13 protein-coding genes and 1 pseudogene are annotated in these 21,675 nt (G+C 32.7%); 6 read left to right on the forward strand and 8 right to left on the reverse strand.

Annotated features, from left to right (window positions below):
- Positions 1–26 precede the first annotated feature (26 nt).
- Genes B5P42_RS19995 through B5P42_RS20005 form a run of 3 tightly spaced genes read left to right on the forward strand, consistent with a single transcriptional unit; the run spans position 27 to position 3,749 of the window.
- Positions 27–1,535: a spore germination protein gene (locus B5P42_RS19995; protein ID WP_088034819.1), complete on the forward strand. Its 1,509-nt coding sequence runs from the start codon at positions 27–29 to the stop codon at positions 1,533–1,535.
- Entirely contained in the window at positions 1,522–2,625 is a 1,104-nt protein-coding gene (locus B5P42_RS20000; protein ID WP_002136423.1) for a GerAB/ArcD/ProY family transporter, read from the forward strand. The genes B5P42_RS19995 and B5P42_RS20000 overlap by 14 nt, the downstream gene beginning before the upstream one ends.
- Positions 2,622–3,749, forward strand: a complete 1,128-nt coding sequence (locus B5P42_RS20005; RefSeq protein ID WP_088034818.1) for a Ger(x)C family spore germination protein — start codon at positions 2,622–2,624, stop codon at positions 3,747–3,749. The genes B5P42_RS20000 and B5P42_RS20005 overlap by 4 nt, the downstream gene beginning before the upstream one ends.
- Positions 3,750–4,251: 502 nt before the next feature.
- Here the strand turns inward: B5P42_RS20005 and B5P42_RS20010 are convergent.
- Positions 4,252–5,688 (reverse strand): MBL fold metallo-hydrolase, encoded by a 1,437-nt coding sequence (locus tag B5P42_RS20010; RefSeq protein WP_016101976.1) that lies wholly within the window; start codon positions 5,686–5,688, stop codon positions 4,252–4,254.
- 66 nt (positions 5,689–5,754) lie between these two features.
- Complete coding sequence (locus B5P42_RS20015) at positions 5,755–6,954, reverse strand: NAD(P)/FAD-dependent oxidoreductase (RefSeq protein WP_016101977.1); 1,200 nt, start codon at positions 6,952–6,954, stop codon at positions 5,755–5,757.
- A 523-nt stretch (positions 6,955–7,477) separates the two neighbouring features.
- Between B5P42_RS20015 and B5P42_RS20020 the strand changes: the two genes are divergently transcribed.
- A complete protein-coding gene (locus B5P42_RS20020) occupies positions 7,478–7,732 on the forward strand; it encodes a DUF5065 family protein (protein ID WP_078177185.1) in 255 nt (84 codons plus the stop codon).
- Between the two features lie 681 nt (positions 7,733–8,413).
- On the opposite strand, the gene B5P42_RS20025 is transcribed toward B5P42_RS20020, so the two are convergent.
- From B5P42_RS20025 to hblC, 4 genes are all read right to left on the reverse strand, one after another.
- Positions 8,414–11,023, reverse strand: coding sequence for a putative mucin/carbohydrate-binding domain-containing protein (locus B5P42_RS20025; RefSeq protein WP_113735025.1), 2,610 nt, complete (start codon positions 11,021–11,023; stop codon positions 8,414–8,416).
- A 511-nt stretch (positions 11,024–11,534) separates the two neighbouring features.
- Positions 11,535–12,668 (reverse strand): hemolysin BL binding component B, encoded by a 1,134-nt coding sequence (hblA, locus tag B5P42_RS20030; protein ID WP_113735055.1) that lies wholly within the window; start codon positions 12,666–12,668, stop codon positions 11,535–11,537.
- A gap of 31 nt (positions 12,669–12,699) precedes the next feature.
- Positions 12,700–13,929 carry a hemolysin BL lytic component L1 gene (gene hblD / locus B5P42_RS20035; RefSeq protein ID WP_142674053.1) on the reverse strand — a complete coding sequence of 410 codons (1,230 nt, stop codon included), beginning with the start codon at positions 13,927–13,929 and terminating at the stop codon, positions 12,700–12,702.
- Positions 13,930–13,991: 62 nt separating this feature from the next.
- Complete coding sequence (gene hblC / locus B5P42_RS20040; protein ID WP_142674054.1) at positions 13,992–15,311, reverse strand: hemolysin BL lytic component L2; 1,320 nt, start codon at positions 15,309–15,311, stop codon at positions 13,992–13,994.
- Positions 15,312–15,914: 603 nt separating this feature from the next.
- Here hblC and B5P42_RS32830 point away from each other — a divergent pair.
- Positions 15,915–16,004 (forward strand): annotated as a pseudogene (locus B5P42_RS32830) (undecaprenyl-diphosphatase); the annotation flags it as partial.
- A 7-nt stretch (positions 16,005–16,011) separates the two neighbouring features.
- On the opposite strand, the gene bla reads toward B5P42_RS32830, so the two are convergent.
- Both bla and B5P42_RS20055 read right to left on the reverse strand, forming a co-directional pair.
- Entirely contained in the window at positions 16,012–16,938 is a 927-nt protein-coding gene (bla, locus tag B5P42_RS20050; protein ID WP_370445721.1) for a class A beta-lactamase Bla1, read from the reverse strand.
- A 434-nt stretch (positions 16,939–17,372) separates the two neighbouring features.
- Positions 17,373–19,508 carry a peptidoglycan D,D-transpeptidase FtsI family protein gene (locus B5P42_RS20055; protein WP_002085480.1) on the reverse strand — a complete coding sequence of 712 codons (2,136 nt, stop codon included), beginning with the start codon at positions 19,506–19,508 and terminating at the stop codon, positions 17,373–17,375.
- 400 nt (positions 19,509–19,908) lie between these two features.
- Between B5P42_RS20055 and B5P42_RS20060 the strand changes: the two genes are divergently transcribed.
- Positions 19,909–21,669 carry a peptidoglycan D,D-transpeptidase FtsI family protein gene (locus tag B5P42_RS20060; protein ID WP_113735027.1) on the forward strand — a complete coding sequence of 587 codons (1,761 nt, stop codon included), beginning with the start codon at positions 19,909–19,911 and terminating at the stop codon, positions 21,667–21,669.
- Positions 21,670–21,675: the final 6 nt, after the last annotated feature.

The raw sequence follows: 21,675 nt of genomic DNA on the forward strand, positions 1-21,675 counted from the left end.
CGTTATATATTAAAGAGGTGTCAATTTTGTCCTTAAATGAAAAGACCCTAGAAACAAAGACAGATAAAACCATTGAAAAAATCCAAACAAGTAACTTAAAAGAACTTAAAAATACATTAGATAACATCTTTGATATTAGTGCAGATTTGATTGAACATCCTTTGCAATTAAAAACAAACACGAATATTTTACTATATTATTTTGAAGGCCTTACAGATGGTGTTGCATTAAAAGGAAATGTTGTTACACCATTATTACAAGAAGTGAATGAAGACAGTCAAATATTTAATTCTAATATTATTGCTACTCATACCAAAATAGTATATACGTGGAATGAAATTAAAGAAGGATTACTTGAGGGACAATGTGTACTGTTTATGGAAGGAGAAAAGAGGTCCCTTCTAATAAATACAAAAGGCTGGGCAGAAAGAGCGATTCAAGAACCCATTTCAGAAGTTACTATTAAAGGCTCACATGATGGGTTTATTGAGAATGCCACAAAAAACATAGGCTTAATTCGTCGATATATTCCTTCTACTGAATTGAAAATTAAAAAAATGACAATTGGAGAACGCGCCACTTCTTTAGTCTATTTAATTTACTTAGGGGATGTAGCAAACGAAGATGTGGTCCAAGAAATAGAAACTAGAATCTGTAAAATTAAAACGGATGCGGTATTGAGCATTGGAGAACTATCTAGTTTTACAAAGGATCAAAATTGGACTCCTTTTCCACAGGCTTATTTAAGTGAACGCCCAGATGCCATTTCTAATCATATACTTGATGGAAAAGTAGCAGTGCTAATTGATAGATCTCCTGGTGCGATGATTGTCCCAATGAATTTAATTGGATTTTTTCAGACTCCAGATGATTATAATATACATTGGCTCATTGCATCATTTTTTCGCTTATTACGATTTGCAGGATTTATTATAGCTATTTTTTTACCCGCAATTTATATTGCTATAGTCTCTTTTCACTTTGAAATCATTCCTTTAGATCTATACACTTCTATTGCAACGTCAAGAGTTAAAGTCCCTTTCTCTCCTTTATTGGAAGCTTTTATAATGGAAATCACACTAGAAATGCTACGTGAAGCTGGTATTCGCTTACCACAACCAATTGGACAAACAATTGGAATTGTTGGAGGGATTGTAATTGGGCAGGCGGCTGTTCAAGCTGGTCTTGTGAGTAACGTTATGGTTATTATCGTATCTATTACCGCCATTGCATCATTTATTGTTTCTAATTATGATTTATCAAGTTGTATTCGGCTTATTCGTTTTCCAATGATGTTATTAGCCTATTTTTATGGGATTGTAGGTATTGTTAGTGGATTAATGCTCTTATTTGCTCATTTTGTTTCATTAACTTCCTATGGTTCACCATATGGATTGCCAATTGCACCATTTCGTCTCCAAGAGTTAAAAGATTCTTTTGTAAGATTTCCTATTTCCATGATCACCACCCGCTCGAGTACAGGACAGCCGGAACAAAAAAAGAAAAAAGAAGGTGGTTCGCATGGGGAATCTTAAATTTCAAAACATAACTTTATTTGAATTTATTGTTTTCATCCATTCACTGCAACTTGCATCAGGTATGTTAATTATGCCAAGCCCACTTGCTACTACCGCTGGCACAGATGGCTGGATTTCTATCATTCTGGGATGGATGGTTACTTCTATAATTGGCGTATTTATTGTATTAATGTTACAAAAAAGTCCTAGCAAAAATTTCTCACAGATTTTAAAAACATACTTTGGTAAATGGCTAGGAACAATTTTTCTTCTTTTATATGCCTTTTATCTATTTTTTGCTGGTTTTAATACTTTATTAAAGGCAACTGACATTATAAAAGTGTGGATATTCCCTTCCACTCCTGCTTATCAAATCGCCATATTATTACTATTGCCTTTTATTATTTTATCATTGAGTGGGATAAGGGCTCTTACTAGTTATTCTATGCTTGTTTTCTTCTTCACTGCTTGGATGCCACTATTTCTTCTGTTTTCATTAAAGAGTAACTACAATCCTTTACACCTACTACCTATTTTTAAAGATGGCATATCCCCTATTGTAAAGGCAACAAAAGAAACAATTACCCCTTATGCTGGCTTAGAAATTGCATATTTTATTTATCCGTTCTTACAAAAAAAACAAAAAGCCATAAAAGGAATACTAATAGCGAATACTGGAACCATGTTTTTCTATCTATATGTGACTATTCTTTCTTATATATACTTTAGTCCGGAGGGGATAAAAGACGTAATTTGGCCAGTATTTCATTTGTTAAAAGGGGTTCGTTTTTCATTCATAGAACGATTAGAAATTATATATATCGCTTACTATTTGATTGTATTTTCTACTACAATATATCCGTATTTATTTTTCAGTTTTGAATCTGTGACCATTTTATTTCAAAAAAATGCTCGCAATTGGGTGCTCGTTAGTTTTATGTTTTTAATAGTCGGCTTATTTATTTTTCTAAATCCCGACGTGGATCAATATTTGTTTATATATTCTCTTATGGATATCTTAAATATCATTTTTTTTATTCTATTACCAATCTTTTTTTTCGCATACAGCATTCTTTTCACTTGGTTAACTAGGAGGAAACAACTTTGATTCGAAAATGGATATGGATTGTAACTTGTTGTGTATGTTTAATCGGTTGTAGTCAAAAAATCCCTCTTGAACAGGTTTCATTAATCCTGTTAATCGCCTTAGATAGAACTTCTAATGGAGACATAAAAGTGGGCACAAGCATACCACTCTTTCATCATAAACAGCAAAGAAGTACTATAGAGCAATGGGCGCGGGCATCCACTGTATATAATGGATTCAGTAAAATAGATACGAAGTTAACGGGCTATATGACAGCCTCAAAAGCTGAAATCATTTTAATTGGGAAAAAATTGGCCCAAGAAGCAAATTGGATGCAGGAGCTTGATTCTTCTTACCGTGATCCTTACGCTACCATTAATGCTAAAGTAGTACTTGTTGATGGACCTGTAGAAGAAATTTTCACAATTAATAAGCCCGATAAACCATCACTACCATCTTACATAAGTAGTGTAATCGAATCCTCCATTCAAAATAATCAATCCGTTTCTTCCACGATTCAACAATTAATGAGAGAAAAAAATGAAGAAGGAATGACACAAGCTGTTCCAGTTATAAAAAAAACAAAGAATGAAATCGACACGGTAGGAATTGCACTTTTAGATCGACAAGGTAAATATTTAAGCCGTATCCCTAAAAAAAATGTTAAGTTCTTCAATCTTTTAAATAAGCCCAAAAATAAAGGCCGGATGATACTACACCTTGTGCTTCCACCTAAAAAATCCAGCCAAAAACCAAACACTTCTATATTAATACAGAATGCGACTAGGAAAATAGATGTTAATTTTCAAAAAGGAAAGTTTGTATTTAATTTCGATATAAACGCTAATGTAGCTGTAATAGAAAAAACTAACGTACATTTAATTAAGGAGCATTATGATAATAAAAAAAATATACATAATTTAGAAAATGAGGTTCAAAAAGAAATTAATAAGAAATTACAAAATATGTTGTATGAATTACAAAAGAATAAAATTGATCCTATCGGATTATCGTTATATGCTAGAGCTTTTCAATATAACGAGTGGAAAAAAGTAAAAGGAAATTGGTTGCAAGCGTTAGCAGAGGCTAAAATAAATGTAAAGACACACGTCAAAATAAAAGATACAGGGACCATTAGAAATTAGATTAGCCTATTCTTTTATTTGACAGCATTTCTCAGTCGAATTTCCCTTCCTCAATAATTATGATATAAAAGACGCTAATTCAAAGAAAAATCTTTCGGTTAAATGCTAACCAATAGATTTTTCTTTTTTCTCTAACCAGTTCTTTTAAAAGGGCAACAATTTAACTACGGTAATCAAGTACAAGTTTCTAATTTAAGGAATTTAAGAACTTATAACTCTATTGCAGTAAACATGCCAGATACCATTATCAAAGCCGAAATTCCTAAGTTAAGGGGTTTCGGCTTTTTGAGTTCGTTCGAATATCTTAGTTTTAGTTTTATGTACTTTGATAGAATAGATACACATCAGCATATTTGTGCTTAATTTTATCGTTTAATGCGGCTTTAATAAATCATTTTTAGTTTATATATCCCATACTGATAGTAATTGAATTTTATTATTTATCCCCTTAGATTATTTCAAATGATTCTATTTTCTTTCCATTTGACTCTTTTGATATATTTCAAATTTCTTGATTACATGTTGTATAGGGGAGCCCTTCTTTTTTCCACGTAAGAAATCCTCCCTTTAAATTAACTACTTTCTTTATATCAGCTTTTTGTAAAATGCTAGCTGCTATAGCGGAACGTAACCCCGTTCGACATTGTAAAACTATTGGACAATTTTTCGGTACATCATCTAGCCGTTCAAGTAGATTACCTAAAGTGATATGTATTGCATCATGAAGATGTCCTTCATCCCACTCTTTTTTACTACGCACATCGATAACCTTTACACTTCCATCTTTTATTAACGGATATAATTCATTTGATGTTTTTTCCTTATAAATCTCTAAACTATGGAATCTTTGAATTACCTTTGAAGGTGCAAAAGCAATAATATTATCTAAGCCAATGGACTCAAAGTCTCTAATAACTTCCTCCACTTTAACATTTTCCGCATCTAAAATTATTAAAGTTTCTTTTTTATAATCTAATATCCCCCCACACCAAGTTGTGAAAGAATTGTTATAAGGTATGTTAATTGACTTCTCGATGTGGCCAGCAGCAAAACACTCTACATCCCTTATATCAACTATTTGCTGAACACCCCTCATCACTTCTTGAAGTTCTTCTATTATATAAATAGCAGTAATCTCTCTCTTCTTACGAGTTGGTGGACCATACTTATTTAAATGCTTCATTAATGGAAAATACTTTGGAGGCTCTGGCTGTCCCGTCAATAAATTCGATATAAAATTATCTTCATCATTACATTGAAACGCCCAATTAAACATCTTTTCATAACCTAATGTGGAAGTTGGAATTGCTCCTAATGCTTTTCCACATGCACTTCCTGCACCATGTGATGGCCATATTTGCAAATAATCAGGGAGTATTTTTATTTTTTGTATAGAATCAAATAATTGTTTCGCTCCTATTTTTGCGGTATCTTTAATACCAACAGCAATTTCTAATAAATCGGGTCTACCTATATCTCCTACAAATATAAAATCACCTGTGAATATTCCTATCGGTTTATCATTCATATAATTATTTTGACTTGTATCGGTTACTAAAAAGGAAATACTTTCAGGCGTATGCCCTGGGGTATGAATGACATTGAATTTTATATGACCAACCTTAAACTCTGTTCCCTCTCTAACCAAATTGTATCGACCCTCGTTAAGATTTTGATATTTCCAATCACTATCTCCTTCATCTGATACATATAAATTTGCATTAAAAAGAAGGGAAAGTTCTCTAGACCCAGATAGAAAATCTGCATGAATATGAGTCTCAGCCGCAGCAATTACTTCCATTCCCTCTTTCTTAGCAAATTCTATATATTGTTCTATATAGCGGCTGGGATCAATAACAATTGCTACGCCTTCCTTCTGACAACCAACTAAATAGGAAGCATGAGCTAATTTTTCATCATAAAAATATTTTAAAAGCATAGCTATTCCCTCCAAATGCTTATTTCAAATTACTTCTCGGTTGTTACAACAACTCTCTATCTTTCCTTATAGAATCCCTTTCAACATTAAATTCCAATACATATAGGGCAACATATACCTTTTAAGTAAAAACATACTATACCGTTCTTTCGCTTGATTAAATGGAAACGTTTCTTGAGGCTCATGTTCATAGTTAAATTCAGCGAGTATAAGACTTTTATATCCTGTAACAATCGGACAGGATGTATACCCATCATAATTAGCCTGCAAGTCTCTTCCATTAAGTACGTCCAAAATATTTTGTTTTAAGACAGGTATTTGTTTTCGAATTGCCGCTCCAGTTTTAGATGTAGGTAAATTGGTACAATCTCCAAGTCCAAAAATATTCTTATATTTTACATGCTGCAAAGTATAAGGACTTATATCTACCCACCCCTGATGATCACTTATCTCACTTTCTTTAATAAAGTTAGGTGGCCCCATTGGTGGAACAACATGTATCATACTATATGGTACTGTTTCTCGTTTCAGTGTTTGCGTATCTTCAAAAATTGCTTCTCTCTTTTCAGCGATAATTTCTACTAAGTTTTTATTATAGTTCGTTATAATTTGCTTTCTTTCTAGTACTTGTTCTAATGTTTCAGCATAACGCGGTACCTGAAATATGTTAGCATTCGCAGAATAAAACATTACTTCACTTCTGTTTCTTACACCGTTATTACAAAAATACTCTTCTGCTAAATACATAATTTTTTGTGGAGCACCACCACATTTAATAGGAGTATTGGGGTGAGTAAAAATCGCATTCCCTCCTTTGAATTTTTCGATTTCTCTCCAAGTAGAATCAACATATGTATAAGAATAATTGCTACAAACCCCATTGGTCCCAATAGACTCCTTTAAGCCTTTAATACCGTCCCAATTTATTTGTATACCGGCTGCTACAATAAGAATTTCATATTCAAGCAGCATTCCATCATCTAAAAGTATCTTATTTTCATCTGGGAACAACTTAACGACACTTTTTGGAATCCATGTTGCTCCTTTTGGAATAAGTGATTCTTGATCACGCATCGTACATTCCTTTGAAACAATTCCTCCCCCAACTAAACTCCATAGTGGTTGGAAGTAATGTTTTTTAGATGAATCGATAATAGCTATACTTTCTTTCAATAGGGATACATTTCGTAACAAATGTGCAGTAGAAGATAGTCCTGCAGTCCCAGCGCCAATCACAATAATTTTATAATTATCTCTGGTCTTCATTATCCTCTTCCTATCTGAATTTAATTTTTAAGTTAACTAATTATTAGCCTTATTTCATCGTAGTAACAATATTATAAGATAAAAATACTATTATTTTATCTTATTAAAACGAATATTCCGTTAACTTTATCCGTCGACATTACTATATGCGTAAATCCCTTATGTTACTTCTTTAATTTGTTTCAAACTCTACAAACTTTACATTTCTCAATATTAGCCTGTATCCTATCTCACTTTAATGACATTACACTTCTATAGATAATGAAATGCAAGTTTCTTTGGTATGGTTTGTCCATCCTCCTTTTCAGGAGATAGACAAAAACAATCTTATTCCAATAGCTATATTACCTATTCTTTTTTGAATCTTTGTTATAAATATCTATACATGCATTTGAGAACGTCTTTGTTGTTTTTCCAGTCCCTCAATAATGTGAGAATTGCTATTACCATATTTCCCGTAGCCTTTGATTTATAGGGAGCTGAAAATAGTACATACCAACCCGACTGGAATATTGAACACCTCATAACAGGAGATACTTTCTACTTAACTCAACGTTTTGGTAGAGCGCATTTTGGTGCCAAAATGAAGATTTTCAAGGTTCACCCTGACGGTACTTTACAACGCTTTATTACAATTGAACCAGAATTTATTACTACGCCTAAAGGGTTAGAAATTTGGAGAACACCAATTACAAATGTATATACTAAAGGGACATATATTGCAGTAATTAAGTATAACGGAGAATTTACCTACTCAAATCATTTTCAAATTAATTAACTCTTTCCTACTCAGTAGCTAGAATTGATTAATTAGGTAGCTATGAAGAATTAAGATCTTAACCAGCTTTAATTGGATTTTACCTTTTTTAATATAAACACATTTTACTTTTAATAGAAGTAAGTTAACTATTATATCCACCTACTCTTCGTATGCAATATTGCATACGAAGGGCCTTAAATATTTTGGTATACTATGCATGTGGATTTTTCATCCAAAATTCCACTCAAACGCATATTTATGTATATGCCGACCCTAATTGCTAAAAGTGAGAAGAATGTTATTCATTCTTCTCACTTTTTTTATTTAAAATGTGTGCTTGTACTTAGGTCTTTAGATATTTTACATTTTGAATCTTAATACTAATCCACGTATGTGAATTTCCTTATAAAAATAAACTCCAAAATAGAATTAATCCTCCAAATTCCACCTATGGAGTCAGTTGTTTTCTAAAAAACATTCCAGCGTTTTTATCAATTGATTTTAGAATAGTTAAATAATAATACCGTATACAAGCTCTGCATAAATTATTCATTTTCTTTTATATAATACCTACCTTTTTACTTCTGATAAATCATTAAACATTGGATTATATTTCACTTTTATATAAATAAAAGCCAAATAGCCGTTCATAATGAACGACTATTTAGCATCTTACTAATAATTTGAATGTTCTTCATGTTAATCTATTTTGTTTAATCCTGTAGAAGTAACTTGATAGGTTCTTTTTTTACCTATATATTCTTGTTTATTATTCTCAAGGTTAATAAGTGTAGCCCGTGTCTTTTCCTTTACTGCTTCCCCTTCTATATGGGTAAACTCGATATAATCTCCCACTTTGACTGGCACAGTTTGTCTTTCAGCAGTTTGCTGTCTATTTCCCACTATTTCCTTATTGTACACAACACTACCGGATGAATTCTGTACTTTGATACTTGCATACGTATTATTAAAATAAGAATGTGGTACGCCTGCTTCTAAATTCACCTGCATTTTCTCTGTTACCCTATTATAATCTACTTTTGCGATTTCTCTATCACTATATCCCTTTAAAGACCAACCAAATTGATTTCCGTCTAAAACCGTTGCTTCTGGCATCTTTTCTACTTTCTTCAGACCTTCTTTTGTAACCTCGTACATTGCTTTTTTTCCAAAGCTCTCTTGTTTACTGTTGTCTACATTTGTGAAAGTAGCTCTATGCACACCTTCTAAATGTGTTAACTCAATATAATCGCCTACTTTAACTGGAACTTTTTGCAATTCAGCATTTTGTTGTTTGTTTCCATAAATGTCTTTCTTGTATACTACTTTCCCTGATGCATTTTGTACTTTAATACTCGCATATGTTTCATTAAAATAATGATGTGGTACGCCTGTTTTTAAGTCAACTTGCATTTCTTCTGTCGACTTATTGAAATTGATTTTAGCAAACTCGAAATCACTAATTCCTTTTAGTGACCATGCAAATTGATTTCCATCTAAAATTGTTGCTTCTGGCATTTTTTCTACTTTCTTCAAGCCTTCTTTTGTGACTTCATACATTGCTTTTTTTCCAAAGCTTTCTTGTTTACTGTTGTCTACATTTGTGAAAGTAGCTCTATGCACACCTTCTAGATGTGTTAACTCAATATAATCGCCTACTTTGACTGGAACTTTTTGCGATTCAGCATTTTGTTGCTTGTTTCCATAAATGTCTTTCTTGTATACTACTTTTCCTGATGCATTTTGCACTTTAATACTCGCATATGTTTCATTAAAATAATGATGCGGTACGCCTGCTTTTAAGTCAATTTGCATTTCTTCTGTCGACTTATTGAAATTGATTTTAGCAAATTCGAAATCACTAATCCCTTTTAGTGACCATGCAAATTGGCTTCCTTCTAAAATATTATTTTCATTAGGCACATCTGGTTTAATTGGATTAGAATCCGTACCCTTCCAAATCTCTGCTGTTAAAATTGGATATCCTAATGCAGCCACTTTTTGAATGGTATCGTTATTTGGACGCAATCCCCACTTCTCAAAGAAAGGTATCAAATTTTGTTTGGCTACTTTTGATGCCGAAATCATAAATAATTGTTTTTTATTTTCATCAGTTTGTGGAAGTTCACTTGAAGACATGTCTCTATACAATTGATGCAATTTAGGATAGAAGTCCTCTCCATATGCTAACTGTAGTTGCCAAAGCATAACAAGCTTAACAAAAACATCACTAACTTCGTCATAATTTTTATTAGGTTGTTCTAAGTATTGAAATGCCTTAGTATAAGCGCCCTCCTGTTGCAATCTAAAAGATTGATTAGATGTAAATGCTTTTTCTACAGAAAGGCTGTAAATATTATTTTGTACTTCTGTCATATTATAAAACTTCCAAGGTGATTGCTGTCTCAAATGCCCTGCCTCATGCCAAGGACCCCAGCCATCTTTTATAAATTTATTAATATCTAACATGTATTGGATTGCATCTCCTACATATGCGGTTCGATAAGAAGTTGCATACATATAATAATCGGGAGAATGATTTTCTTCTACGTAATGAATATAATGTTTATCTACTTGTTCCTCGGATAAACCAGCTACTTTGTCTTGAATTCGAGTAGCTTCATCCATCTTTTTTAAGAGTTGTACAGGATCTGTATTAGAACCTAACAAATATTTCTTAACACGTGCAGGGCTGGCCGTAATTAATACACGTTCTCCTTTTAACTCCACTGCATGTGCATTGGGATATTGGTCCAGCATGTTTATTAAATCTTGTTTCGTATGCTTTCCTAGTTCAAAAAAAGGAGTAGTCGTTCCACCTGTTGTGACTGTTGTTCGAATGGTACCACCTTGTTGTTTATTATAAAAATAAATCATCCCCCCATTTGGAGATTGGATTGTGTTTATACCAGGTTTTAATGTAAATGATTTTATTTTAGAATCTTCTCTCCAAGAAGCATCATACGAATACGTTCCAATGTATGCTTGAATATTTTGATTTCCTTCTACATTAATCGTTATTTGTTCATTTGGCTTTGCATATAAACCAGTGGGTTCATATGGACTAAATGCCATACTTTTTCTTTCCTGTTGTTTCAGTACCTCAACATCCCCTTTTCCTGGGACTGTATATATTCTGTTTTCTGATTTAACTGACTTTTCTTCTTGCAGTGATGTCGATATTTTTTTTTGCTGCTTTGTTTCCTCTGCAAAGACATCTGATGAAGAAACCATTCCAGTCGTAAGCATAGTTACTGTAGCAGTAGCTGCAAGTATTTTTCTAGTTTTATATTTTGAGTTATTCCCCATATTATCTCCCTCATTTTCCCTTAGTACATTTAAGGATTATTATTTTATTTATTACGTTTTTACACCAAAAATTTTTTACGCTATTTATGTTGTATCTAATACTCTATTTTTCCTCATAATAGTCTCCTTTTCTTTATTTCTAATTGTTTATAAATGTTATTTGATGACACATAAAATAACAACTTTACGATAAACTCATCAATAACAACCTATTATGTTTTGATTTAGTATTCTTAACTTCCATCTAATTGTATAAAAGTATTCAATTAGGAAAATAAGAATATAAAGCTCACTAATCATAGATTAGGTTTTATGGAAAAATTCATAAAAATCATTCCCCTTAAAAATTCAAACTTGTATAACTACTTTCTACATATAGGATGGAATTATAAAAATATTTCAATAAAATAAAAGACACAGGCCTGATGATACCTCCGTCTTTTCAATTTATAAAGAACAAAAAATCATTTTATAACTGTATAAATGCCCTTGCAACAAATACTGTATTCCGCTATTTTTTTGAAGAAACAGGATCCATTTTTAATGTTTTTATCCCTTCTTTTAATGTAAACGCATCCGCTCTCAATGTTTTCCAACTATCTTTCGCCGCATTCAAATTAGGTTTTAAGAATTTGAATTTATTTTGATCCGCTTTTTGGGATGCTTTATCAATATGACTAAGCACTCCCGAATATTGAGAATCTAAATCATGCCATTGTGCAGACATATAGGTAAGTGCATTAATAGCCGATCCAATCGCATTGTGCATTTCATTAATATTATTATACGCAACACCAACTACACGATTTAATGTTACTTTATAATCTATAGTCTGACGTAATTGTGCTAACAACGGCTCTAACGTACCTAAATTATTTCTTGCTACCCCTATCATTACACCACCAGCAATCCACGTAGGAATTGAGGGAATTGATACAGTTATTATTCCATCTGATTCTACTTGTTTAAAATGTCTCACTTGCTCTAAAACTTCATTTAGGCGCTTTTCATCTTCATCAATTCCAGATGCTTGGTTTTTCAGAATCGAATGCAAAATATCTTTATGACCTGCAAATGCTCGGACATCTTCTCCAATACTATCTCTTAACTTAGCTAGTTCTTGTATTAAATTCTGTGTATATGCTTGATTTTGTTTAATCTCACCTTGTAAATCTGTCATGCCTTCTTTTAATGTGTCTGCATCCCCTTCATTAATCGCTTCTACTAATGTGTCATAATAATTGTCGAATTTAGTATCATACTCTACAATCCCCGTCAGTGTATCTAAAAGTTGTTTTTTTATGTGTGAATCCCATTTCGTAGCATGCTCTCTTGCATTCTTTTGATCTTGTAGAATTTGACTAGGTAGATTTGTATATCCTTTAATGTCAATTGCTTCAAAGTTAACATCTGGGTTTTTAATTAACAAATAAGAGTAATCATTCATGGATTTTGCAAATACCCCAGCATCTTGCAAAGCTTTTTTCATCTTTTCGCTGTTTACCGAAAGAGATATATCTTCGGTACTAGTTTGTTCCATTTTACTTTCACTTGCGAAGGCTGCCACTGGAGAAACTACAGTAGTTGTTGTCAGAGTTAAAAACGTCGATACAGTAAGTAGTTTATAAGGAAAGTTTTTATTCATTTTAATTCCTTCTATACATATATATTGATTTTTAATTTGTTTTTTCTTGTTTAAAAGCAATGTCTTTTGAAATGAATTCTGCATCCTTATGAATATCATTCCAACTTTGTTTTGCAGCCTTTAAATCATCAGGTATTAAAGAAAGTTTATGTTCTTGCATTTGGTCGATATTATCATATAGATCTTTATAATTCGCTCCCATCGTATTCCATTGTTGCTGAATACTTGTTAGAGACATAATTGCTTGATCAACTGTTTGATACAAATATGTTAAAGTGTCTTTTGTATTAGTAAGTGAAATAACTGCTTGGTTAGCTAAATCAGCTTTCATACTTAATTCTCCAATTTTATTCGAAATTTCATTATAGGAGTTCATATGATTAGATGCCTCAACACCAGCTGCTGTTCCTAAACCGATACCAGCTGCCCCTAGAGCTGTTAGACCACCAACAACAGCTGGTGTCGCTGTGCCACCGGTCACAACAATTACTACCGCTCCTGCAATCGTTCCAATAACTAAAATAGTTGCTCCTAATCCACCACCAATTGACCAGGCTAATACATTATCAAAATGTGCTTTCTGCGTAGAACGTAAATTCTCAATTTCGGCCTGAAGTTGTGGGACTAGTGCTTGTTTTCCCGCTAATATAGCCGTTAATCCCCCTTGTCCATCTGGACCTCCAACATTATTTTTAAAATCTACAGTATTTGTATACAACTTTGTTTTGAAAGCTTCTAACATCTTAATAATTTCCGTAACTTCATTTGAATTTGTATGAATTGTACCGATTAAATCCCCTATTCCTTCTTTGAGGCCCGCCTTATCTTTCTTTTTTACAGTATCTACTAGTGTGTCGTAATAATTTTGAAATTGTTCATCATAATTTACAATATTACGTGCTGTCTTTTGAATGTTTGGCTTCGCTGTATCTAGCCAGTAATTTGCATTGATTCGTGACAGTTCTTGATCCAGGTGAATGTTTTTGATGAATTCTCCCCCTCCTGAACCTAAATCAATGTTGGATAAATTTACATTCGGTTGCTTAATCATTGTTTTTGCGTACAAATCCATTACAAGAATATGAGAGCCTGTTTTAGCCAACACTTTCTTTAACCCTTCAGGTCCTAACGCATAATTTTCTATTTTCTGTTCTTGTGCTGTCTGTTCTTGTGCAAGTGCGTGAATAGTACTACCATTCGTAGCAGTTATAACCGTTGCTAAAGTGGCCAAAGTTATGACCTTAAATGGAAATTTCATTATTTGATTCTCCTCCTTATTTTCAATTGATTTATTATCTTTTTATTAAACCTAAATTCTTAATATTAAAATTTATGAACTTGTTCTTCGAGTTGATTTGTTACATTTTTTAGTCGTCTTAATGTATCTTTTTGTGACTGAGTGTTACTAGTATCAACTTCAGTCAATAATTTTGTAATACTATTATTTATTAGATTCAAATCCTCTTTATAACGTTTCATTAGCTCAATTTCTCCATCTACTTGATTAGCAAATGTATGCAAATCATTTTGCATGAAAAGAATCATTGATTTTTGTAGATCTGCTACTGTTAATTTAGTTGTTAAGTCATATAATTTCTGATTTTGTTTCTCTAAATCATTTAAATATACTCTTTGCTCTGCTGTTAGTTTATTAATTTCGGCAAAGGTACTATATGTTTTTTTAATTTTTTCAGGATCAATCACTTTCATAAGATCATACTCTTTCGTTTTTGTAACTGCAGCTGCAGCAATTTCACCTTTTTTACTTTTCTCTATCGCTTCACGTGCTTCTTTTTTGGCAGCTTCAATTTCTATAGCTGATTTTCCCTTTTCTGTTGCTTCCTGCTCTGCTTTCTTCTCTGCTTCTACAATAGTATTATTTATTTCTTTTCCTTTGTTATACGCTACTACCGCTGTTTGAGCAGCCGGTTCAATGATATCTTTTGATAGGCTATAAATTTCTTGGAATACCTTTAGCCCTTGTTCATTTAAAGCTCCTGGTAATAATGCTATTTGCTCTAAATCATTTTGAATTGATTTTTTTGTATTTAGCATTTCATTTTTTAACTTGTCTATTTTTCCTGTTCCCTCTGAACTAAGTACACTCTGTGCTTTTACCACATCTGTATCAAGATTTTTCAGTATCTTATCTACCTGTAGTTTAAGATCTGTTAACTCATTAATCTGACGTTGCACGTTTTCTTTGTTTGTTATAGTCATATCTTGAAGAACTTCCAGTCTATCTATAAACCCTTCTTTATCTTCCTTATTATCTACAAATCCTTTTAATGTTGGATAATAGCTATTAAATTTGGTTGCAAATCCTTTACTTTTTGAATTTAGTAGAATTAATTTTGGATATAGTTCTGATGACCACTCTTTCATATCTTGTTTAATTAGAAATTGAGTTGTATTTAAAGATGGAACTTCTTCAAGTTGCACATTCGGACTTGCTAAGGCTCCATCTATAAAGGTTTGTGTTAATTTGGAGTGTGCACCTATTTTTCGTAATGCTGAGGAAATATCTATGTTTTCTTGTTTCGTTTCTGCCTGAACGATTGGCGTTGCGAGAGTATTGATAGGAATAGTCGCTCCAGTAACGATTGATGTTATTAAAAATCCTGTCATAATTTTATTCTTCATTCCGTACCCCTCTTCACTATTGTTTTTTACAGTTTTAATCGTAAATGTTGTACAACCTAACGTTAGGATTTCTTCACATATACTTGAGGATAGAGATTTTTTCAAAAAAGTAATTACATCTCGTTTTTTATTTATTTTTGATAGAATATAAGGACCTTACTTCCCCCTCATTTTAAACACTATGTTTTTCATAAGTAAACCAGAAAATCGCTTTGATTAAATTTGATTTTTCAGATATTTATTATTCAAATTATAAAATATTATATTTAAAAAAGTTAAATCCAAATTTCATTTCATAAAGTGAAATAATTATACTATGATAATTAAACATAAAAATCCTTTTATTCCCCAAATCCTATATGAATCCCTCATCCAAAAATGATTTTACTATAATTTAATAGTGATTGACGCATATGTGTCTTTTATATGGATATGTAAAATTACATATCCATATAGGAGTAACTAGCATACATACGCCAAAATATTATTATCGTATATATAATAATCATGTTACTACGAACACCACAGGAGAAAACTCCCCTCATGCACTTTAGAGGATAAATTATCCATGAAATAATAATTTTTGCTTATATACTTACTATTATTATAGGAATACAAAAAAGCGATTCTTTTCACAGTAAAAAGAATCGCTTTCTAGGTTCCTATTTTCAATTACATTACATAAAGAATTGAGAAATTATCATTTAAGAGCCTTAACTATAACTTCAGCTGCATCTGCAATTAATTTATTATCATAGGTAGCTTCTTTCTCATCTTTACTAGTTAAGATTGCAATGATAATAGGTGCCCTGTTCGGTGGCCAAACGATAGCAATATCATTTCGTGTCCCATAACTTCCAGCTCCTGATTTATCTCCAACTACCCAGTCAGTTGGTACGCCTGCACGAATAAGTTTGTCTCCTGTAGCATTTCCTTTCATCCACTCTGTAAGAATTTTACGTTTATCAGCTGGAAGTGCATTTCCGACCGTAAAAGCCTTAAGATTGGTAGCAATTGCTTTTGCTGTACTCGTGTCACGAATGTCTCCTGGAATAGCCTCGTTTAACTCTGTCTCAAAGCGATCAGCCATAGTAACCCTATCACCCATCTGTCTAAGCGCTTTTTCATATCCCTTAGGTCCGCCTATTTTATTAAATAGAATGTTCCCTGCAGTATTATCACTGGAACGAACAGCGGCCTCAGCAATTTGTCCTAATGTCATTCCGGTATCTACATGTTTCTCTGTAACGGGTGAATATTCCACCAAGTCGTCTTTCGTATAAGTGATAACTTCATTTAATTTCTCAGTTGAGTTTTGCTGTAGCAATACTCCTGCCGCTAATGCCTTGTAGGTTGATGCAAAGGCAAATCTTTCGTTAGGTCGATAAGCAATTGTTCGATTTGTACCAGTATCAATAGCATACACACCTAATCGAGCATCAAATTTTTTCTCAAGTTGAGAGAATTCTTTATACGTCGCATGATTTTTATGTTTAACTGGTCCGGTCTTTTCTTTCGCTTCAACTTGCAATGCCCCTCCTGTAAAAGCTTCTAGGCTTGTAAGACTTAAACCTAATATACCAACACATAAACCTATTTTTAACATCCTCTTGTTTTTCAAAATCATCATTCCTTTCAAATTTTCAATACTGAAAACAAGTAGTAAATTCAATACACTGTATCCTATTTGAAAACCTGTTTTTATACGTACACATAATAGACCATCTAAGAAACAAGTTTGTTCCATAAAGTGAAACTTTAATCAGTGGGGGTTTTGTTCATCCCCCACTGATTATTAGTTGAACCAATCGGGCTTTTACAGGCAGTTGATCTCCCGCCTAACTTCTTTGCTCCAGCTGAATTTTGAGGTGGGAGTTTTACTGCCCGTTAATGCGGGATAAATTTAAAACCTTTTTAACTAGTAGCCAAGATATTAACAAAAGTAAGAGATAGCAACTATGATAGCCGCTATCTCTTATTTCAAATCTTCCTTTTTCTTTAACTTATAAAGGCTTTTATATAAACAGGGTCTCTTCCCCTGAGAAAAGTGCACAAATTTTACTATCTTTGATTCGAACTATCTGTACTAGCAGCTTCACCATGTATACGTTGCTTTTTTAAATCAAAGTATACATCTAAAATTTCCTTTCCAATTATAGAATTAATTCCATTTTTATCATCATGAAGCCATGGGACTACTACAGAAAATGCTACTTCTGGATTATCATATGGAGCATATCCAACTAATGTTAAGTTGTAACATTCCATACGTTCTCCTTTTGCATTTCTACCAATTGGATCATCTCCACCATATACAGTTTGAGCTGTCCCTGTCTTTCCTGCTGGTTTATATGGCGCATTTTTGAAATACTTCACGCCAGTTCCATCACCTTCTTGGAATACCCATCTAAAGCCTTCTTTTATCCGATCAATATGTTCTTTCTTCATATCAACTCGATTTAATACGACAGGCTCTATAGAGCGTATAACTTTACCGACCTCTTCTTCTTTTATTGATTGCTCTCGTATTTCTTGTACAATTTGGGGTTGCATTCTATATCCACCATTTGCAATAGTTGAAATATATTGTGCCAATTGCAATGGCGTATACGTATCATACTGACCGATAGAAAAATCTAGTAAAAACCCAGGTTGACTATCTACTTTTCTCGTTTGCCCAATTATTTCATTCGGTAAATCAATACCTGTTGGTACCCCTAAACCAAATTGTTTAAAATAATAACGCATTTTATCAAATGCTTCTTGTTTAATATCCAATGAACCATTCGGTACGTAATTAACTCCCGCAATTTTTAAAGCTGTCTGGAACATGTATACATTCGAAGATACTTGTAAAGCTCGTAAATCATTAATATTACCAAATCCGGATACATTCCATGATTTCTTGGCTTGTGTACCTTTAAATTTCATCGGTGCATCATAAAATTGATCTCCTGGCTGTATTGCCCCTGTCTCATATCCAGTTAATAACGTTGCGCCTTTTACAGCTGACCCTAGCTCATACGAAGTTGTCATGTTACCTAATGCCAAATCCTCAATCTCTATTTTCCCTTCTTTTTCTACAATCTTTTTGCCTGCCATAGATAAAATCTGTCCGTTATTTGGATTTGTCATGACGACAAACGCTCGGTCCAACAGTGGCTCTGAACTCTTAAAAGCTCTCAAATTTTTCTCTATACTTTCTTCCACTTTCTTTTGTAATTCCATATCAATCGTTAATGTTAAACTATTACCACTTTTTCCTTTAGAGATTATTTCTGTGTTTATAATGTTTCCTGATTTATCAGTAATGTTTTTCACTTCTTCTTTTGTGCCGTGTAATACATCTTCATATCGTTGTTCAATATAACTTTTTCCTACACGGTCATTACGGTTATATCCACGTACCAAATAAGAATCTAAGTTTTCTTTCGGTAATCCTTCTTCACTACTTGTAATATTACCTAACACGGAACGAAATAAATTACCATTTACATAATTACGTTCCCAATCAACTGTTGTATCTACTCCTGGAAACTCCGCAAGTTTTTCACTTATCCGCGCATATTCTTGATCTGTCACATCTTTTTTTATAATTTGTGGTGTCAGTTGATAACCTGAACTCATTTTACTTTTAATAGCTAACACCTTTAAATCTTGTGCTGTTAATTCTGCCAATTCTACTTCTGTAACGCGACTTCGTCTTAAGTCTTGAATTTTTTTGTCTAGTTCTTTTCCCTCTATTCCCTTTTCTTTAAACTTTCCTATGTCGTTTTTAGTAATCTTTGATTCCGCACGTTTCGTATTCAATTGCATCCAAAAATCTTTTTTATCGATATCGGTTAATTTATTTATATCTTGCTCAGGCATTTCAAGTACCTTCGCCAAGTCTTTTGCTGTTTTTAAAATATCTTCACTCGTAATCCCCTTCACCCTTGTATACGTAATTGTGCGAAGAGATTTATTATTAACGACTGTTTTCCCTTCTCGATCTAGAATCTGTCCACGTGGAACTGGTATACTAGTTGTTTCATTTTGACTGTTTTCCACTTGGTTCTTATAAGCCTCTCCCTCAACGATTTGTACTTTTCCTAGCTGCATAATAATAGCTGAGAATAGTACAAATATGCAAAGGAACATTATATTCAATCGAATAGATATATATGTCTTCTGTTTCTTTACTTTTTGTTCTTTCATAAATCCTCCATATAATTCTTCAGGAAATCCTCACTAATACTTAGTAAATAAATATACTAAAAGCGTTCCCTATATATTAGAAACCACTATTCAGTTATAATAGTGTCTTATCTTTTTTCTAAATCCTTGTAAGCGTCAATTTCTTTTCGTTTAGCCGTGTAATTGATAAATTTCCTTTCCTGTTTTTCTCTCTATTTTTTTGTTGCTTGCATTAGAAATGCTAAACTGTATAATGACTCATATTAAACTTACACATAGACTTGCTAGTAACTTTTCATACTAATTATTCCTTTCTTCATGCTGTAATACTTAATAGACAACCTAAGTAATAAAGTTGTTCCACATTTACAAAAAAAATAATTAACTATAAGATGAAATAGGCTACATAAGGGAGGGTTATATGTTACATACGAAAAGATGGAGATTTTTTGCGGTTCTTTCTATTGTAGGTTTGATTTTACTAATTTTAGTAAAAATCAACTTCATTTCAATTACTATCGCAACTTCTTCAGCTGAAAGAGGAAAAATTTTTGATCAAAATGGTGTAATACTAGCTACAAATAAGAAAGTTAAGTCTCTATATTGCACTTCTAATGATGAAAAGCTATCGAATCAAGATACATCAAACACATTAGCTTTTTTCAATCAATTTTCAAACGAGTTTCAACATGACATTTCTGCAGAGGACATAAAATCACAATTACAACAATCTTGTAAAAAGCAGACTATGAATGATATACCGTTATACTCTGACATAAATGAGAGTGAACTTACATTCATAAACAAAAACAAACCCAATAATGTAATAATTAAAGATGAATTGATCCGATATTATCCTAAACACGAAATTGGTTCACAGCTAATTGGGTATGTAGAAAATGACCTTAATTCTAAGTATGGACCTGTTGGAAAAAGTGGGATTGAGCTTCAATATGAAAATGATTTAAAAGGAAAACCCGGAAAAACTCTGATTTTTAAAATGAATAATAAAAAGTTCTTGTGGAACATTCAAAAAGTACAAAAAGGAAAAGATGTCCGGCTAGCTTTAAACTCTAAATTACAGCAAAAAACAGAGGAAGCATTAAGATCTCAAATTAAGAAAATACCTGATGCTAATGCTGGCTATGTTGTAGTAACCGATGTAAAAACTGGCGCAATTTTAACTATGGCCAACTCGGCAGTTTTTAATCCAAATACATTACATACACATGTATCATCTAAAAATGAAAACATTAAATCACTTTCGCAAAATAAAGCAATTCAAAAATTAAAGTATGGTGAATCTTATGTAAATATGGCCTCTACTATAAAGCCACTTACTATTTTAATTGGATTAAACGAAAAGCTTTTTCAACCTGAAGATACTTATTTAGATAAGGGTACTTTTCAGTATGATAATCAAAATAACATTACGAATGCACCTGGAACGCCAACAGGTGAGATTACACCAAGGCAGGCTATCATTAATTCATCTAACACATTTATGACAGCAAAAGTAGCTCTGCCCTTATTCAACCGAAATAATGGGAATATAGAAAAAGTGGCACATATATGGACAGATTATTTAATGCAATTCGGCCTACGTTCTAAAACTGGGATTGATTTACCTTTTGAAGAAGACGGACAATATGAATTCCATCCATCTAATAAGTTTGAAAATGGAATCTCCGCTTTATTAAATGCCTCTTGGGGAGGAAATGAAGTGCATACTCCTCTTCAACTCGCTCAATATGCAGCAACTTTGGCAAGTAAAGGTGATAGATATAAACCTCAAATCGTAAGTGCTATTATTGGTCAGGACGGTAAGGAAACAAAAAAGTTTAAACCAATTTTAGAAAGTTCAAATCGTTATCCTATGAAATTTTGGAGCGTCATGCAAGGTGGGATGAGTCAAAATATACAGGAGATTAAAAACTTGCCCTTTCATGTCGCAGGTAAAACAGGTATAACAGGCTCTCCCAACGAGCAAGAAAGAATGATAAATCATTCTCTTTTCATTGCATATGCTCCTACCGAAGATCCACAAATCGCCGTTTCTGTCGTTATTCCTGGTAGTAATTCAGAAAAAAATATTGCTGCTCTCGTTACATCAGAAATTTTAGAGTCTTGGCATACACTTCAAAAAGAAAATAATAACAAAGAGGAAGGTTCATTAAAGTGAACCTTC

Origin of the sequence: Bacillus sp. SRB_331, assembly GCF_003264175.1 — a bacterium.
GTDB classification, from domain to species: Bacteria; Bacillota; Bacilli; order Bacillales; family Bacillaceae_G; genus Bacillus_A; species Bacillus_A mycoides.

Coding starts and splice junctions, on each gene's coding strand:
- B5P42_RS20000 (WP_002136423.1), top strand. CDS start 1,522: ATGGGGAATCTTAAATTTCAAAACATAACTTTATTTGAATTTATTGTT.
- B5P42_RS20010 (WP_016101976.1), bottom strand. CDS start 5,688: ATGCTTTTAAAATATTTTTATGATGAAAAATTAGCTCATGCTTCCTAT.
- B5P42_RS20015 (WP_016101977.1), bottom strand. CDS start 6,954: ATGAAGACCAGAGATAATTATAAAATTATTGTGATTGGCGCTGGGACT.
- B5P42_RS20025 (WP_113735025.1), bottom strand. CDS start 11,023: ATGGGGAATAACTCAAAATATAAAACTAGAAAAATACTTGCAGCTACT.
- hblA (WP_113735055.1), bottom strand. CDS start 12,668: ATGAATAAAAACTTTCCTTATAAACTACTTACTGTATCGACGTTTTTA.
- hblC (WP_142674054.1), bottom strand. CDS start 15,311: ATGAAGAATAAAATTATGACAGGATTTTTAATAACATCAATCGTTACT.
- bla (WP_370445721.1), bottom strand. CDS start 16,938: ATGATTTTGAAAAACAAGAGGATGTTAAAAATAGGTTTATGTGTTGGT.
- B5P42_RS20055 (WP_002085480.1), bottom strand. CDS start 19,508: ATGAAAGAACAAAAAGTAAAGAAACAGAAGACATATATATCTATTCGA.
- B5P42_RS20060 (WP_113735027.1), top strand. CDS start 19,909: ATGTTACATACGAAAAGATGGAGATTTTTTGCGGTTCTTTCTATTGTA.